This window comes from Streptomyces sp. NPDC096205 (assembly GCF_044763135.1).
Lineage (GTDB): Bacteria > Actinomycetota > Actinomycetes > Streptomycetales > Streptomycetaceae > Streptomyces.
Window position 1 is genome coordinate 449708 of sequence record NZ_JBIWFS010000008.1, and the last position, 15814, is coordinate 465521.

General features: G+C 71.1%; 12 protein-coding genes. 2 read left to right on the forward strand and 10 right to left on the reverse strand.

The window, feature by feature from the left end; genetic code table 11:
• Positions 1-8 precede the first annotated feature (8 nt).
• From ACIQ6Y_RS29400 to ACIQ6Y_RS29440, 9 genes are all read right to left on the reverse strand, one after another.
• The gene (locus tag ACIQ6Y_RS29400) at positions 9-1559 is read right to left on the reverse strand and encodes a GMC family oxidoreductase (protein ID WP_404043295.1); all 1551 of its coding nucleotides are present in this window, start codon (positions 1557-1559) and stop codon (positions 9-11) included.
• Positions 1560-1575: 16 nt separating this feature from the next.
• Entirely contained in the window at positions 1576-3141 is a 1566-nt protein-coding gene (locus tag ACIQ6Y_RS29405; RefSeq protein WP_404043297.1) for an APC family permease, read from the reverse strand.
• A 146-nt stretch (positions 3142-3287) separates the two neighbouring features.
• Positions 3288-4757, reverse strand: coding sequence for an aldehyde dehydrogenase family protein (locus ACIQ6Y_RS29410; RefSeq protein WP_404043299.1), 1470 nt, complete (start codon positions 4755-4757; stop codon positions 3288-3290).
• On the reverse strand, positions 4750-5880 hold the full coding sequence (locus ACIQ6Y_RS29415) for an aromatic ring-hydroxylating dioxygenase subunit alpha (protein WP_404043301.1): 1131 nt from the start codon (positions 5878-5880) through the stop codon (positions 4750-4752). Before ACIQ6Y_RS29415 ends, ACIQ6Y_RS29410 begins: the two co-directional genes overlap by 8 nt.
• Positions 5881-5890: 10 nt before the next feature.
• Positions 5891-7045, reverse strand: coding sequence for an N-methyl-L-tryptophan oxidase (gene solA, locus ACIQ6Y_RS29420; RefSeq protein ID WP_404043303.1), 1155 nt, complete (start codon positions 7043-7045; stop codon positions 5891-5893).
• 9 nt (positions 7046-7054) lie between these two features.
• A complete protein-coding gene (locus ACIQ6Y_RS29425; protein WP_404043305.1) occupies positions 7055-9496 on the reverse strand; it encodes an FAD-dependent oxidoreductase in 2442 nt (813 codons plus the stop codon).
• Positions 9497-9593: 97 nt separating this feature from the next.
• Positions 9594-10196: an MBL fold metallo-hydrolase gene (locus ACIQ6Y_RS29430; RefSeq protein ID WP_404043386.1), complete on the reverse strand. Its 603-nt coding sequence runs from the start codon at positions 10194-10196 to the stop codon at positions 9594-9596.
• Between the two features lie 92 nt (positions 10197-10288).
• Positions 10289-11374, reverse strand: a complete 1086-nt coding sequence (locus ACIQ6Y_RS29435) for an S-(hydroxymethyl)mycothiol dehydrogenase (protein WP_404043307.1) — start codon at positions 11372-11374, stop codon at positions 10289-10291.
• 574 nt (positions 11375-11948) lie between these two features.
• A complete protein-coding gene (locus ACIQ6Y_RS29440; RefSeq protein WP_404043309.1) occupies positions 11949-12779 on the reverse strand; it encodes an IclR family transcriptional regulator in 831 nt (276 codons plus the stop codon).
• A 304-nt stretch (positions 12780-13083) separates the two neighbouring features.
• Between ACIQ6Y_RS29440 and ACIQ6Y_RS29445 the strand changes: the two genes are divergently transcribed.
• Together ACIQ6Y_RS29445 and ACIQ6Y_RS29450 are read left to right on the forward strand one after the other, a co-directional pair.
• A complete protein-coding gene (locus ACIQ6Y_RS29445; RefSeq protein WP_404043311.1) occupies positions 13084-13404 on the forward strand; it encodes a bifunctional 3-phenylpropionate/cinnamic acid dioxygenase ferredoxin subunit in 321 nt (106 codons plus the stop codon).
• A gap of 148 nt (positions 13405-13552) precedes the next feature.
• Entirely contained in the window at positions 13553-14761 is a 1209-nt protein-coding gene (locus tag ACIQ6Y_RS29450) for an NAD(P)/FAD-dependent oxidoreductase (RefSeq protein ID WP_404043313.1), read from the forward strand.
• 50 nt (positions 14762-14811) lie between these two features.
• Here ACIQ6Y_RS29450 and ACIQ6Y_RS29455 read toward each other — a convergent pair whose 3' ends face one another.
• On the reverse strand, positions 14812-15417 hold the full coding sequence (locus tag ACIQ6Y_RS29455; protein WP_404043315.1) for a hypothetical protein: 606 nt from the start codon (positions 15415-15417) through the stop codon (positions 14812-14814).
• Between the last annotated feature and the right edge of the window lie 397 nt (positions 15418-15814).

Genomic DNA, 15814 nt, shown 5'->3' on the forward strand with positions numbered 1-15814 from the left:
TCCCGCGCCTATCGGTCGGCCTTGATCAGATCCGCGCACTTCTCACCGATCATCATGGTCGTGATGCACGGATTGACGGTGACCAGGTCCGGCATCACCGAACCGTCCGCGACCCGCAGCCCCTCGACCCCCTTGACCCGCAGCCGCGCGTCGAGCGGGGCCGAGGGGTCGCCGTCCGCGCCCATCTTCACCGTGCAGGACGGGTGGTAGACGGTGTTGTGCGTCTTGTGGATGTAGTCGAGCAGTTCGTCGTCCGTACGGACATCGGGACCGGGGGCGAGCTCAGCGCCCGCCCAACCGCTCAAAGCGGGCTGCCCGGCGATCGTTCGCGCAAGACGCAGCCCGTACGTCATCACCCGTACGTCGTGCTCGTGCGTGAAGTACCGCGGATCGACCATGGGCTTGTCGCGGTAGTCCCGGGTGCGCAACCGCACCGTTCCGCGTGACTTCGCGCGCGTGACGTTCGGAGTGAGGCAGAAAGCATTCTCCGAGGTCGGATAGCCATGCCGGGCCGTGTTCATGTCGAACGGCACCGAGCCGTAGTGGAACATCAGGTCCGGCCGGTCCAGGCCGGGCTCGGTGTCGTAGAAGATGCCCGCCTCCCACCACTGGCTGGACGTGGTGGTCATGGGCTGCCGGGCCTCCCACATGATGACGCCCTCGGGGTGGTCCTGGAGGTTCTCGCCCACGCCGGGCGAGTCCACGACGACCTCGACGCCGACCTCGCGCAGATGCCCCGCGGGCCCGATGCCGGACAGCATCAGCAGCTTCGGGGAGTCGATCGCCCCGCAGGAGAGGACGACCTCACGGCGGGCTCGTACGGTACGGGTGTGGATCAGGTCGGGGTCCAGGTACTCGGCGCCCACGCACCGGCGCCCCTCCAGCACGAGCCGCTTGGCGCGGACCCCGGTACGCACCTCCAGGTTGGGCCGCCTGCCCATCACCGGGTGCAGATACGCCACCGACGAGGACTGACGGATGTTGTTCTCGTCGGAGTTGATCTGGAACCAGTTGGCGCCCCGCACCACGGTCCTGCCCGTGTTGAAGGGCACCGTCGGTATGCCGGCCTGCGCGCACGCCTCCAGCAGGGCCGTGCCGCACGGGTCGCCGCCCTTGAGCGTGCGCAGCTTCACCGGGCCGGTGCGGCCGTGGTGGTCGCCGGGGGCGTCGTTGTTCTCCAGCCGCTGGTAGAGCGGGAACACATCGGCCGCGCTCCAGCCCGTACAGCCCTGCGCGGCCCAGTCGTCGAGGTCCTCGGCCGGTGCCCAGAAGGCGATGCAGGAGTTGTGGGAGGAACAGCCGCCGAGCACCTTGGCCCGGGCGTGACGCAGGAAGCTGTTGCCGCTGGTCTGCGGCTCGACCGGGTAGTCCCAGTCGTAGCCGGACTCCAGCAGGCCCATCCAGCGTTCCAGCTTGAGCACGTCGTCGTCGCCGACGTCGCTGGGGCCGGCCTCCAGGACGCACACCGTGACGGAGGGGTCCTCGGAGAGCCGGGCCGCCACCACATTGCCCGCGGTGCCGCCGCCGACCACGACATAGTCGAACTCATCGGTACGCATACGCTGTTGACCTCCGTCAGTCGGCCGCGGGGGCGGCGAGGGTCGGCTCCGGAGAAGCGGGCTCCAGACGGTGTTCGGCGAGGACACAGGTGCGGTGGCGCTGGACGAACCAGTAGTAGGCGAAGCCGCCGCCCGCGATGACCGCGACGAACAGGACGGCACCCCACTGCAGGTACCAGTGGAAGGGCGCGGCCGCGTTGTAGACCGCCGCGCGCGGCCAGATCAGGTTGACCGTCATACCGAGGCCCCACAGGACGGCGACGATGTTCACCGGCAGGCCCCAGCGGCCCAGCGAGAACTTCCCGTCACCCGCTGGCTGCCACTTGCCGCGCAGCCGGGCCACCAGCATGGGCGCGGTCACGCCCAGATAGGCCAGGTAGATCATGATGATGCCGATGCTGGTCACGACGGTGAAGATCTGCGGCTGACGGATGTTGACCACCAGGATCGCCAGCGCCAGCACACCGATGATCACGGCCGGCAGCACGGGCGTCTTGAACCGCGGGCTGACCCGGGCCAGCAGCGAGGACGCGGGCAGGTTGTTGTCGCGGGCCATGGCGAACGCCAGCCGGATCGCCGCCGTGTGGACCGCGAGCGCGCACACGGTCACCGCGATCAGCACGCACCACAGCATCGCCTTGCCGGCCGTCGACCCCAGGACGTCGAGCACGACGTACTGCAGTCCGTCCGTGGACAGCTTCTCGCCGTTCAGACTGGACACGCTCATCAACGCGAGCAACAGCACCAGGCCGCCCAGCAGGAACGAAGCGACGATCGCCCGGATGATCGCACGGGGTGCGTTGCGGGACGGGTCCAGCGACTCCTCGCCGAGCGAGGCGGCCGTGTCGAAGCCGTACATGACATACGCCGACGCCAGCGAGGCCACCAGGAAGGCACCGAGGTAGCCGGTCGGGTACCCCGCCCCGGTGCCGGCGGTGTCGGTGACCACCTGCGGGCCGCGCGTGATGTGCGCCGCGAACAGGACGATCAATACGACCGTGGCGATCAACTCGATGAAGACACCGGCCGTGTTGATCGTGGCCATCAACTTGACGCCGAACGCATTGACCAGAGTCGTGAAGAGAATCAACACGGACGCCAGGACCACCGCGTTGGTCGCCACGTCGTACTTCCCCGTGCCGTCCCCGACGAACTGGAACGCGTCGGAGATCTGCGGCAGCGTCAACTGGTAGGCGAGCGCCACGGCCGAGATGGACACGATGGACGCGATCAACATCATCCACCCGGCGAGCCAGCCCAGATGCGGATTGCCGATCTTCTTCGACCAGTTGTACACCGATCCCGCGACCGGGTAGCGGGCCGCCAGCTCCGCGAAGCACAGGGCGACCATGAACTGGCCGACGAACACCAGCGGCCACGACCACCAGTAGGCGGGGCCGCCGCTGCCGTAGCCGAAGTAGAACAGCTGGAAGGTGCCGGTGAGGATCGAGATGTAGCTGATCCCGGCGGCGAAGGTGTGGAAGCTGCCGAGGGTGCGCTTGAGTTCGGGTTTGTAGCCGAACTCGGCGAGCTCGGCGTCGTCGGGGCGGCGGGAATCTGAGGGTGGTGCTGTCTGTGCCATGAGCGGACTCCTCGTGGGCCTGGGGGAGGGGAGGGAGTGGCTCGTGCGGGGCCGGGGACCGGGACCGGCGGGCCGAGTCCGTACAGCGGGGCCCGGAGCCGCGTCGGTCGGTCGAACCAGCCCTGCGGGGCCCGGGACCGGGTCGGTCAGTCGAACCAGCCCTGCGGGACCGGGTTCGTGTTGCGCCAGATGTGCTTCGTCTCGCGGTACTCGGCGAGTCCGGCGGGCCCGAGCTCGCGGCCGAAGCCGGACTGCTTGTAGCCGCCCCACTCGGCCTGGGGGACGTACGGGTGGTAGTCGTTGATCCAGACCGTGCCGAGGCGCAGCCGGGACGCGACCCGGGCGGCACGGGCCTCGTCGGTCGTCCAGACGGCGCCGGCCAGGCCGTAGATGGTGTCGTTGGCCAGCCGGACCGCGTCGTCCTCGCTCGTGAAGCGCTCGACGGTCAGGACCGGCCCGAAGGACTCGTCCTGGACGACCGACATGTCCGCGGTGCACCCGTCCAGCACGGTCGGCCGGTAGTAGAAGCCCGCGTCGAGGCCGGGGCCGGTCGCGCGTTCCCCGCCGCAGCGCAGTACGGCGCCCTCGGTGAGGCCCTTGGCCACATACGCCTCGACCTTCGCGAGGTGGGCCGCGGAGATCAGCGGGCCCGTCTGCGCGTGCTCGTCGAAGGGCCCGCCCAGGCGGATGCGCTCCGCCCGGCGGACGACCTCATCGACGAACCGGTCGTGCAGCGTGTCCTGGACCAGCAGCCGTGCGCCCGCCGAGCAGACCTGGCCGGAGTGCAGGAACACGGCGGTGAGAGCCATGTCCACGGCCGCCTCGAAGTCGGCGTCCGCGAAGACGATGTTGGGGTTCTTGCCGCCGAGTTCGAGCGCGACCTTCTTCACCGTGCCGGCCGCGACCGCCATCAGCCGCCGTCCGGTGCCGAGCCCGCCGGTGAAGGAGAGCAGGTCGACGTCGGGGTGGTCGGCGAGCGGGGCGCCCGCCTCGGGACCGGCGCCGAGGACCAGGTTGCCGGCGCCGGGAGGCAGCCCGGCCTCCTCCAGCAGGCGCATGAGGTGGACGGCCGTATGAGGGGTCAGCTCGCTCGGCTTCAGCACGAAGGTGTTGCCCGCGGCGAGCGCGGGGGCGACCTTCCAGGCTGTCTGGAGGAGTGGATAGTTCCACGGGGTGATCAATGCGCAGACGCCGACCGGTTCATAGTTGATGCGACTGTCAATGTGATCCATGCCGGTGTCCACCACCCGACCGGCCGACTCAACAGCGATCAACCTGCCGAAGTAGCGGAAACAGTTGACCACATCGTCGATGTCGTACGCGCTCTCCACCAGCCGCTTGCCCGTGTCCAGCGACTCAGCGCGGGCCAGCGCCTCCTTGTCGCGCACCAGCAGGTCGGCGACCCGCAGCAGCAGGTCCCCGCGGTCCGCGGCGGACGTACGCGGCCAGGCCCCCTCGTCGAAGGCGCGCCGCGCCGCCGCGATCGCCTCCACGGTGTCCTTGCCGCCCGCCTCGTCCACCACCGCGACCAGGGAGCCGTCCGCGGGGCAGCGGATCTCACGGGTGCGCCCGTCCAGGGCGGCGCGCCAGCGGCCGTCGACGAACAGCTCAGGCATGGCCGCCTCCCAGGTTCTCCAGCAGCCACTCGTGGAAGATCCCGATGTGGTGCTCGTTGGGCACCAGCACCCCGCCCCGGCGGTAGGCGCGGGAGTTCATCGCCGGCTGGGTGCGCTCGCACGCCTCGAAGTCCTGCACATTGACCCGGTGGAACAGCTCCACCGACTTCGACACGTCCGCCCCGGACTCGACCACCTCCGGCGCGTACAGCCAGTCGCACTCGACGACCGTGCGGTCCTCGGCGAGCGGGAACATGCGGTGCAGGATGACGTGGTCCGGCACCAGGTTGACGAAGACGGTCGGCTTGACCGTGATGGCGTAGTAGCGGCGGTCCTGGTCGGCGGTCACGTCCGGCAGCCTGGCGAAGCCCTCGCTGCCGTCGACCGTGAAGCCCTTGATCTCCTCACCGAACTCGGCGCCGTGGCCGACGTAGTACTGGGCCGCGTAGCCGTCCGCGAACTCCGGCAGCACGTCCGTGAGTTCCGGGTGGATCGTGGCGCAGTGGTAGCACTCCATGAAGTTCTCGACGATCAGCTTCCAGTTGGCCTTCACGTCGTAGGTGATGCGCTTGCCGAGGGCGAGTTTCTCGGTGCCGTAGTGCTCGATCGCGGCCGCGTCGCCGAGCCGTTCGACGGCCGCGTGCATCACGGTGTCCTCGAAGGAGGGCGGCTCGTCGGCGAGGCACACCCAGGCGTAGCCGAGCCACTCCCGCAACGACACATTGATCAACCCGTACTCGACCCGATCAATGTCGGGCATCTTGATCAAGTTGGGCGCGGCGATCAACTTGCCGTCCAGGTCGTACGTCCATGCGTGGTACGGGCACTGGAGGGAGCGGCGGACCTCGCCGGACTCCTCCGTGCACAGACGTGCCCCGCGATGCCGGCAGATGTTGAGAAAGGCGCGCAGCCCGCCCGTGCGGGTGCGGGTGATCAGGACGCTCTCACGGCCCACCTGGACCGTCCGGAAAGCACCGGGCTTGTCGAGGTCGGCGCTGCGCACCGCGCAGAACCACATCGACTCGAAGAGCTGCTCCTGTTCCCGGCCGAAGATCTCCGGGTCCGTGTAGTAGTGGCCGGGAAGGGTGGCGATCAGGCTGGGGGAGACGGGGGTCGTCGTCACGGCATGCTCCTCAGGCGGGCGCGGCGGCGAGGCGGGCGGGGTCGAACAGGCCGATCGGGTGCGCGGTGCTGCCGTTGAGGGCCAGGTCGGCGAGGATCTCCCCGACGACCGGCACGAACTTGAAGCCGTGCCCGGAGAAACCGCAGGCCACGGTCACCGAGCCGGGGTGCGCCGGATGGCGCGCGATGACGAAGTGCTCGTCGGGTGTGTTGGAGTACATGCAGGTCGCGGCCTTGAGGAAGGAGCCCGGCAGGTCCGGGATGCAGCCGGACATGTGGTCCGCCATGGCCTTGATCTCGTCCTCGTGGACCGTCCGGTCGATGGTCTCCGGTGTGGTGGCGTTCCCCTTGCGGAAGAAGGCGACCTTGGCGCCCAGGTCGGGCCCGTCGAGGGCGGGGAAGCCGTACACCTGGACACCGGCCGCGTCCTCCCAGATGTAGACCGGGTGCCGCTCGGGGACGAACGGCTCGGTGCCGCCGGAGGGCTGGAACCAGTACATGACCTGCCGCTCGATGCTGAACGGCACACCCAGGTCGGTCAGCAGCTGCGGCGCCCACGCGCCCGGGCAGATCACCAACTGCCCGGCGGTGTAGGAGTTCTCGGCGGTGTGCACCCGCACCCCGTCCCGGTACGGCTCCCACCGGGTCATGGGCTCCTCGAAGTGCAGCTCGGCGCCGTGCCGGCCGGCCAGCTGGAGGTGGGCGGCGACGGTGTTCTCGGGCCGCAGGAACCCGGCCTTGCGCTCGTAGAGGGCGACTTCGTCGTCCTTCGGACTCAGGGTCGGGAAGCGCCGCCGAATCTCCTTGGCGTCCAGCAGCTCGTGCGGCAGGGCCCACTCCCGCGCCGAACGCAGCGAGCCCGACACCGTGCGCGAGTCGGGAGGTCCGACCATCACTCCGCCGCACAGGGTCGCGATGTCACGCCCGGTGGCCCGCTCCAGGTCGTCGTACAGCTCGTAGGCGCGCAGCAGCAGCGGAACGTACGCCGGGTCCTCGAAGTACGACTGCCGGGTGATCCGCGAACCGCCGTGGCTGGAGCCGCGGTTGTGGACCGGGCCGAACTTCTCCAGGCCGAGGACGCGCGCGCCGCGCGCGGACAGATGGTGGGCGGCGGCGCTGCCCATGCCGCCGAGGCCGATGACGATCACGTCGTAACTGGGGGACATGCCAGCCTCCTAGCGGCGGATCCGAGTCATCTTCGGGTCGAAGAGGGGTTCCTCGGCCACGGTCGCGGGGACCTTCTCGCCGAAGTACTCGATGTGCACGCCCGTCCCCGTGGCCAGGTCGGCCGGCAGCCAGGCGTACGCGACACAGCGGCCGAGGGTGTAGCCGTACGACGCGCTGGTGACGTATCCGGCCGGGGCGCCGTCGACGTAGACGGGTTCCTTGCCGAGCACCACCGCGGCGGGGTCGTCGAGCAGGAGCGGGGTGAGTCTGCGGGTGATGTCCGGGGAGAGGGCGCCGCGGCCGGTGAACTCCTTGTCCAGGCGCACCGCGAAGCCGACGCCCGCCTCGTACGGGCTGTGCTCGTCGGTCATGTCGGTGCCCCAGGCGCGGTACCCCTTCTCCAGGCGCAGCGAGTTGAACGCCGAGCGGCCCGCCGCGATCACCCCGAGCTCCTGGCCCGCCTCCCACAGCGTGTCCCACAGGCGCAGGCCCAGGTCGGCGCTGGTGTACAGCTCCCAGCCCAGCTCACCGACGTACGACAGGCGCATGGCGGTGACCGGGACATGCCCGAGATGGGTCTGCTTTGCGCGGAAGTAGCCGAAGCCCTCGTGGGAGAAGTCGTCGCGGGTGAGCGGCTGGACGAGAGCGCGGGCGGCGGGGCCCCAGACGCCGATACAGCAGGTGCCGGAGGTGATGTCCCTGATCTGTACGTCGTCGGGGGCGTGCCGGGTGAGCCAGTCGAGGTCGGCGGGGGAGTTGGCGCCCACCTGGAAGCGGTCGGGCGCGAGGCGGGCGACGGTCAGGTCGGAGCGGATGCCGCCGGAGTCGTCGAGCAGCAGGGTGTAGGTGACGGCGCCGGGCTTCTTGCGGAGGTTGTTGGTGGTCATACGGTCGAGGAAGTCCAGGGCTCCGGGGCCGGTGACCTCCAGACGGCGCAGCGGCGTCATGTCGTACAGGGCCACCCTCTCGCGGGTGGCCTTGGCCTCGGCCGCCGCGATCGGGGACCAGTGGCGCGCCGACCAGGCGTCCCGCTCGGGGAGGGGGCCGAGCGCGTCGACGAGCGGGGCGTTGGCCTCGTACCAGTGCGGGCGTTCCCAGCCGCCGCCCTCCAGGAAGTAGGCGCCGAGCTGCTGCTGACGGGCGTAGAAGGGGCTGACCCGCAGCGGGCGCGGCTGCTCCATCGGCTGGAGCGGGTGGATGACGTCGTACACCTCGACGAACTGCTGTGAACCGCGTTCACGGACGTACGACGGTGAACGCTGCGCTTCCTCGAAACGCGTGTGATCGCACTCGTGCAGGTCGAGCGACGGCCGGCCGTTCACCATCCACTCGGCGACGGCCTTCGCCACGCCGGCGGAGTGGGTGACCCAGACCGCCTCGGCCAGCCAGAAGCCCCGCAGCTCCCGGGCCTCGCCGAGCACCGGCATGCCGTCGGGGGTGAAGGAGAAGACGCCGTTGAAGCCCTCCTCGATCTCGCTCGCGCGCAGAGCAGGCAGCAGAGCGCGGCAGTCCTCCCAGCTCGGCGCCCAGTCCTCCTCGGTGAAGGGATACGAGGACGGCATGTCCATGTCCCGGGCGCGGGCCTCGTCGTACGGCAGCACCGCGAACGGGTCGACGGGCAGCGGCCGGTGCGCGTAGGAGCCGATGCCGATGCGGTCGGTGTGCTCGCGGAAGTAGAGGTCGCGGTCCTGGAAGCGCAGGATCGGGCGCGTGGCCTCCGCGGTGGCGCCGCTCAGCTCCGGGAGCGGGCGCGTCCTCGCGTACTGGTGTGCGAGTGGTTGCAGCGGGACGTCCACTCCGGCCATCCGGCCGATGACCGGCCCCCAGAAACCGGCCGCGGAGACGACGTGGTCGGCGGGGAAGATGCCCCGGTCGGTGACCACGCCGGTCACGCGGCCGTGCTGCCGTTCGATGCCGGTGACGGTGTGGCGGTCGAGGAACCGCGCGCCGCGTGTGATCGCCCGCTCCATCTGGGCGCGGGCGGCGAGGAGGGCGCGGGCGAGGCCGTCGTCGGGGGTGTGGAAGCCGCCGAGGACGATCGACTCGTCGATCAGTGGCCACAGTTCCTTGCAGCGGGCGGGGCCGACGATCTCGCCCCGGATGCCCCAGGAGGCCGCGTAACCGGCCCTGCGGTGCAGCTCCGCGAGGCGCTCGGGTGTGGTGGCGAGCTCCAGTCCGCCGACCGGGTCGAAGCAGGGGACGCCGTCGACCTGGAGGGAGCTGAACTTCTCGACCGTGTACTTGGCGAACTCGGCGAGGGTCTTGGAGGGGCTCGTCCGGAAGACCAGGCCCGGTGCGTGCGAGGTGGAGCCGCCTGGGGCGGGCAGGGGGCCCTGTTCGAGGACGGTGACATCCGTCCAGCCGCGTGCGGTGAGTTCGTCGGCGAGGGAGCAGCCGACGATGCCGGCGCCGATGACGACCACGCGGGGGTTTTCACGGGTGTGGGACATGCCCCTCCTTGCCGGGGGTGGGGATGATCGCGCTCGGGAGGTGCTCAGGGTTGCTCAGGCGCTCATGGGTTGGGCAGGTGGGACCGCTCCGCGGCGCTCATGGGTTGGGCAGGTGGGACCGCTCCGCGGCGATCGTGGTGTCCGGGCCGTGCCCGGTGTGGACGACCGTGTCGCCGGGCAGGGTGAGCAGCCGGTCGCGGATCGACGCCTCGATGGTCGGGCGGTCGGAGTAGGAGCGGCCGGTGGCGCCGGGGCCGCCGTGGAAGAGGGTGTCGCCGGTGAACACGGCTTTGAGGGCGGGGGCGTACAGACAGCAGCTGCCCCAGGTGTGGCCGGGCGTGTGGACGACATGGAGTGCGGTGCCCGCGACGGTGAGGACGCGGCCGTCGGTCAGCTCCCCGTCGGGTTTGCGCGCGGGGTGCGTCAGCGACCACAGCTCCGCGTCGTCGGGGTGCAGCAGGACGGGCGCGCCGGTGAGGACGGACAGCTCGTGCGCCGCGCCTATGTGGTCGTCGTGGGCGTGGGTGCAGACGATGGCGGTGACGCGGCGTCCGGCGACGGCCGCGGCGATCGTACGGGCGTCATGGGCGGCGTCGACGACCAGCACGTCCTTGTCGTCGCCGACGAGCCACACGTTGTTCTCGACGTCGAAGGTGTCGCCGTCGAGGGTGAAGGTGCCGTTGGTGACGATGTGTTCGATGCGGGCGGGTCCTTTTGTGGGGACTTCTGCGGGGGCTGCAGCGGGGGTGTGGTCTGCGGTGGGGGCTCGGCCGGGATCGGCCGCGGGGTCGGTCACAGGACCACCACCGAGCGCAGCACCTCTCCGCGGTGCATCTTGGCGAACGCCTCCTCCACCTGGTCGAGGGCGATCGTCTCGGTCACGAACGCGTTGAGGTCAAGCAGCCCGTACAGGTACTGGTCGATGAGGAACGGGAAGTCGCGGCTCGGCAGACAGTCGCCGTACCAGGACGACTTGATGGCGCCGCCGCGCGAGAACACGTCGATCAGCGGCAGTTCGATCTTCATCTCCGGCGAGGGCACGCCGACCTGGACCAGCAGGCCCGCGTGGTCCCGCATGTAGAAGGCCTGCTTGAAGGTCTCCGGGCGGCCGACCGCGTCGATCGCGATGTCCACGCCGTGGCCGTCGGTGAGCGCGCGCACGGCCTCGATGGGGTCGGTGCCGCGGGAGTTGACGGTGTGGGTGGCCCCGAACTTCTCGGCCTGGTCCAGCTTCTTGTCGTCGATGTCGACGGCGATGACCTTCATGGCGCCGTTGAGACAGGCACCCGCGATGGCCGCGTTGCCGACCCCGCCGCAGCCGATCACCGCGACCGAGTCGCCGCGGCCGACCTGGCCGGTGTTCACGGCGGCGCCGTAGCCGGCCATCACTCCGCAGCCGATCAGGCCCGCGGCCTCGGGGCGTGCGGCCGGGTCGATCTTCACCGCCTGGCCCGCCGCCACCAGCGTCTTCTCGGCGAAGGCGCCGATGCCGAGAGCGTTGGACAGCGGTGTGCCGTCCAGCAGCGTCATGGGCTGGGTGGCGTTGCGGGAGTCGAAGCAGTACCAGGGGCGGCCGCGGCGACACGAGCGACAACTGCCGCACGGGGCACGCCAGGCGAGCACCACGTAGTCCCCCGGCGCGAGGTCGGTGACTCCCTCGCCGACCGCCTCGATCGTGCCGGCGGCCTCATGGCCCAGCAGGAACGGGAAGTCGTCGTTGATCGCGCCCTCCCGGTAGTGCAGGTCCGTGTGGCAGACCCCGCAGGCCTGCACGGTGACGAGGGCCTCTCCGGGCCCCGGATCGGGGACGACGATCGTCTGCACCTCGACGGGTGCGCCCTTCTTCACAGCGACTACGGCACGGACCTCGTGTGGCACGGCACGCTCCTCGGTTGTTGCGCACTGCACTATGGGTTGCGCGATGGGGAACATACTGAGAACGCCGTCAGGGAGCCGTCAAGAGGCGCGCGTTAACCCTTGGCAAAAGCAGCCCGCCGAACGAAACCCGTCGGACACACAGCGGCGGGGGGGCCGGGGGGGGCCGGGCCCCCCCCCCCGGGGGGGGGGGGGGGGGGGGGGGGGGGGTGGGGGGGGGGGGGGGGGGGGGGGGGGGGTGGCCGGCGGGGCGCCCCCCCCCGGGGCCCCACCCCCCCCCCCCCCCCCCCCCCCCCCCCCCCCCCCCCCCCCCCCCCCCCCGGGGCCGGGCCCCCCCCCCCCCCCCCCCCCCCCCCCGCTGGTGAAGGGGGTGCGGTGGTGTGTTGTTGTGGCCTCGGTGGTGAGAGGCGGGGCTAGGTGCCCTCTGTGGTGAGGGGGCGGGCGCTGGGCCCTCTGTGGTGAGGGGCGGCGCCAGGTGGGCGGGCGGTGCACCCACGGTGATGAGTGGATGGCACCGGGCGGCGGGGGATGCGCCCTCAGCGGGTCAGGGGGGCGTCGCCAGGAGGCGGGCGGTGCGTCAGAAGCCGTAGCCCATACGGCGGGACAGCTCGGACCCCGCCGCCACGGTCCGTTTCGCCAGCTCGGGCAGGCGGTCCGCGTTGAGCCGGTACACCGGCCCCGAGACGCTGATGGCCGCGATGACCTTGCCGTCATGGGCCCGTACGGGAGCCGCGACAGCCGCCAGTCCCAGCTCCAGTTCCTCGATGGTCACCCCGTAGCCCTGCTCGATCACGGCCTCCAGCTCGCCCCGCAGCATCGACGCACCGGTGATCGTACGCTCGGTGAACCGCGGCAACGGCCTCGCCAGCAGGCCCTCGCGCAGGGTCGGCGGCATGTGGGCGAGCAGCACCTTTCCGCTGGAGGTCGCGTGCAACGGGGTGCGTCTGCCGAGCCAGTTCTGGGCCGTGACCGACGCGGTGCCGCGGGCCTGCATGATGTTGACGGCCGCGTCGTCGTCCAGGACGGCGATGTTGACCGTCTCGCCGAGCTCGTCGGCGAGTTCCCGGCACACCGGGACGCCCTCCTGCGAGATGTCCAGGCGCACGGCCGCCGCGCCCGCGAGCCGCAGCACCGCGGCCCCCAGGTAGTACTTGCCGCGGTCCTTGGCCTGGGCCACCAGACCGCGGTTCTCCAGGACGCCGAGCAGCCGGAATGCCGTCGACTTGTGTACGTCCAGCTCGTCGGCGATCTCGGTGACGCCGGCCTCGCCGTGCCGGGCGAGGATCTCCAGGACGCTCACCGCCCGGTCCACGGACTGCACGGCGCTCGCCGCGCCTCTGCCGCTCTGCCGCGGCGAGCTTTCGCCGTGCTCCTCAGGGACGTCAGACTGCTTCTGCGTGCGGGCCATAGCTCAACTCTCACCACCTGACGGCCCTGTTTGGGCCGCATCTGCGGGAAACCCTTGACGCGACGGTCGCCCCGCCCGGATTCTGTTGCGCATAGCGCGCGCTCATGCGCCATACGAAACATCATGTTACCCAAGAGTCCGGCCGCCGTAAGGGTTCGGACACCACTGTGGCCCGCATGTGATGACGCCGCGCGCCACCCGCGTCGCCCGCACCGCTTCCCCACGGACCGACGACGGTCCGTACTTCCTGAACCGCCTGGACCACAGGTCCCGGACACAATGTCCCGGACCGAGAGGGGGGCCCGTGATTCCCGTCTGCCGCCTCGAAGACCTCCCCGAGGGCGAGTCCGTCCGCATCGAGACCTCTCCGCCCATAGCCGTCTTCCACGCCGACGGCGAGCTCTACGCCATCGACGACACCTGCACCCACCAGGACGCCTCGCTCTCCGAGGGCTGGCTGGAGGGCTGCCTGGTCGAATGCCCGCTGCATGCCGCCTCGTTCGATCTGCGCACCGGCGAACCGACCTGTCTCCCGGCCCGCCGCCCCGTGCGCACCCACCGCGTCACCGTCGACGACGGCGTCATCCACGTCCACCTCACCGCCCAGGAGGGCACCGCCGCATGATCGCCGTGCCCTGCGCGACTGCGCTCTGCGCCCCCGCACTCGTCGCGCCCTCGCCTTGCCGGCCCTCGCCTTGTCCGCCCACGCCTTGCGTGCCGGCGCCGACCTCCGCACCCGGTCCCCGCCCCGCAGCTGAGAGGAGCCACGGCGCATGAGAACCGTGACCATCGTCGGAGCCTCCCTCTCCGGCCTCTACGCCGCCCGGGAACTACGCGCCCAGGGCTTCGACGGACGCCTGGTGATCGTCGGCGACGAACCCCACCTCCCTTACGATCGCCCGCCCCTGTCCAAGGACTTCCTCACCGGCCTCGCCGACGAGGCCCGGCTCGGCCTCACCGACGCCGAGGAGACGGCCGGCCTCGACGCCGACTGGTTCCTCGGCACCCGTGCCCGAGGGCTCGACGCGCGCGGCCGCACCGTCCTGCTCGACGACGGCCGCACCGTGTCGACCGACGGCGTCGTCATCGCCACCGGCGCCTCGGCCCGCCGGCTGCCGGGCGACAGCCTGGCCGGCGTCCACACCCTGCGCACCCTCGACGACGCCCTCGCCCTGCGTGAGGAGCTCACCCACGGCCCCCGCAGGGTCGTCGTCATCGGCGGCGGCTTCATCGGCGCCGAAACCGCCTCGTCCTGCGCCTCGCTCGGCCACACCGTCACCGTCGTCGAGTCCGCATCCCTCCCCCTCGTGCCCCAGCTCGGAGCCGAGATGGCCGCCGTCTGCGCCGCACTCCATCGCCGTCGAGGCGTGGACCTGCTCACCGGCACCGGGGTGGCCCGTCTGCACGGCACCGTCTCCGTCATCGGAGTCGAACTCGCCGACGGCCGCCTCCTCGACGCCGACGTCGTGATCGTCGGCATCGGGGCCACGCCCAACACCGGCTGGCTGGCGGGCTCGACGCTGGCCCTGCGCGACGGCGTCCTGTGCGACGACGGCTGCGTGACCACGCTGCCCCAGGTGGTCGCCGTCGGCGACGTCGCCCGCGTCGGCGGATCCCGTGCCGAACACTGGACCTCGGCCACCGAGCAGCCCCGGATCGCCGTGGCGAACCTTCTCGCCGGACACACCGCCGAGACCCTGCGGTCCCTGCCGTACTTCTGGTCCGACCAGTACGGCGCCCGCATCCAGTTCGCCGGACGACGACACCCGGACGACACCGTGTGCATCGCCGAAGGCGGCCTCACCGATGGCGCCCCAGGCAGCGACGGCCTCCTCGCGCTCTACGAACGGGACGGCCGCACGACCGCAGTGCTCTCCGTGGACCGGCCACGGCCGTTCATGCGGGCCCGCCGGGAGCTTGTGCGGGAGCTGGGTCGGGCGGAGGCGGAGGCGGGGGAGCGGGCAGTGACTGCCGCGTCTTGACAGCTACCCGGCGGCGCGGCGGAGGCCACTACTCCCTGGCGAGCCCTCGCTCAGGAGTGGGACAGCCACCCGGCCCCGCCGGGCCGACGTATCCGCTCCTGGGCGCGCGCGGTGGCCCGGGCCTGCCGACGGACCCGCCGCCGCTCCCTGCGCAGCGCACGGGCGGTGCTGCTGGGCGTGGACACCACGCCATGGCGCTGGTTCCAGACCTGGCGGGTGACCCACACGTCGAGTACGCCCCAGGTGGCCGCCACCGTGCTGGCCACACTGGTCAGAACCATGGGGAACGCCAGCCAGGACCCGGCCAGCGTGCACAGGAACGCGACCATGGCCTGTATCAGCGTCACGGCGGTGATCAGTACCGCCCGCACCGCCGCCGTACGCACGGGGTCGGGCAGCCTGCGCCGCTTGGCGGGCTCCTCCACCCACAAGGGCCGGTAGTAGGGGCGCTGGGCGCCCGCGCCGGAGTCGGCGGTCCGCGCCGGGCCTTCGCCGGCCGAAGCACCTCGGCCCGCGGCCGGGGCTGGGTCGGGCCCGCGCGTGACCTTGCGTGTGTCCGATGGAATGTCGAGATCCGGTGCCCCGGCGCCGCCCTGAACTGCCACCCGCGCCGCCGCGCCCTGTGCGGGTGCTCCGCTCCGCTCCGCCGTGCCCATCACCGTGTCACTCCCCACCGCCAGCAGACCCTGCGTCCCGGTCCGAAGACCGACACCCCATTGACTGCCCGGCTTGCGCCTATTTACGCCGCCAGGGTGCGGGATGCGGCTCCTGTGGCCGATTCCGCCCCCATCTCCCGTAGAGAATGACGAACGGCGTGCCTCGAAGATTCCCAAGAACCGAAAATTTCCGGCCAATTGGCTTCTCGTATCAGCCACGCGGGCCCCCGCCGACGTGTGGGCTACCGGGGTTGCAATCTCCCGCAATGGGCGGACAACGCGCCATCTCACCCCGCCAGTGCGGAAGTTCGGCTTCCGGATGGCCCTTCGAGTTCCTTGTGCGTCGGTAGTAGGCTCGCGCCGTTTGTTGACGCACATGTGTGCCCCCTGCCGGTGG

What these genes read in the sequence shown, in the direction of transcription:
- ACIQ6Y_RS29405 (WP_404043297.1), bottom strand. Translation starts at nt 3,141, where the DNA reads ATGGCACAGACAGCACCACCCTCAGATTCCCGCCGCCCCGACGACGCC.
- ACIQ6Y_RS29425 (WP_404043305.1), bottom strand. Translation starts at nt 9,496, where the DNA reads ATGTCCCACACCCGTGAAAACCCCCGCGTGGTCGTCATCGGCGCCGGC.
- ACIQ6Y_RS29410 (WP_404043299.1), bottom strand. Translation starts at nt 4,757, where the DNA reads ATGCCTGAGCTGTTCGTCGACGGCCGCTGGCGCGCCGCCCTGGACGGG.
- ACIQ6Y_RS29450 (WP_404043313.1), top strand. Translation starts at nt 13,553, where the DNA reads ATGAGAACCGTGACCATCGTCGGAGCCTCCCTCTCCGGCCTCTACGCC.
- solA (WP_404043303.1), bottom strand. Translation starts at nt 7,045, where the DNA reads ATGTCCCCCAGTTACGACGTGATCGTCATCGGCCTCGGCGGCATGGGC.
- ACIQ6Y_RS29400 (WP_404043295.1), bottom strand. Translation starts at nt 1,559, where the DNA reads ATGCGTACCGATGAGTTCGACTATGTCGTGGTCGGCGGCGGCACCGCG.
- ACIQ6Y_RS29440 (WP_404043309.1), bottom strand. Translation starts at nt 12,779, where the DNA reads ATGGCCCGCACGCAGAAGCAGTCTGACGTCCCTGAGGAGCACGGCGAA.
- ACIQ6Y_RS29455 (WP_404043315.1), bottom strand. Translation starts at nt 15,417, where the DNA reads ATGGGCACGGCGGAGCGGAGCGGAGCACCCGCACAGGGCGCGGCGGCG.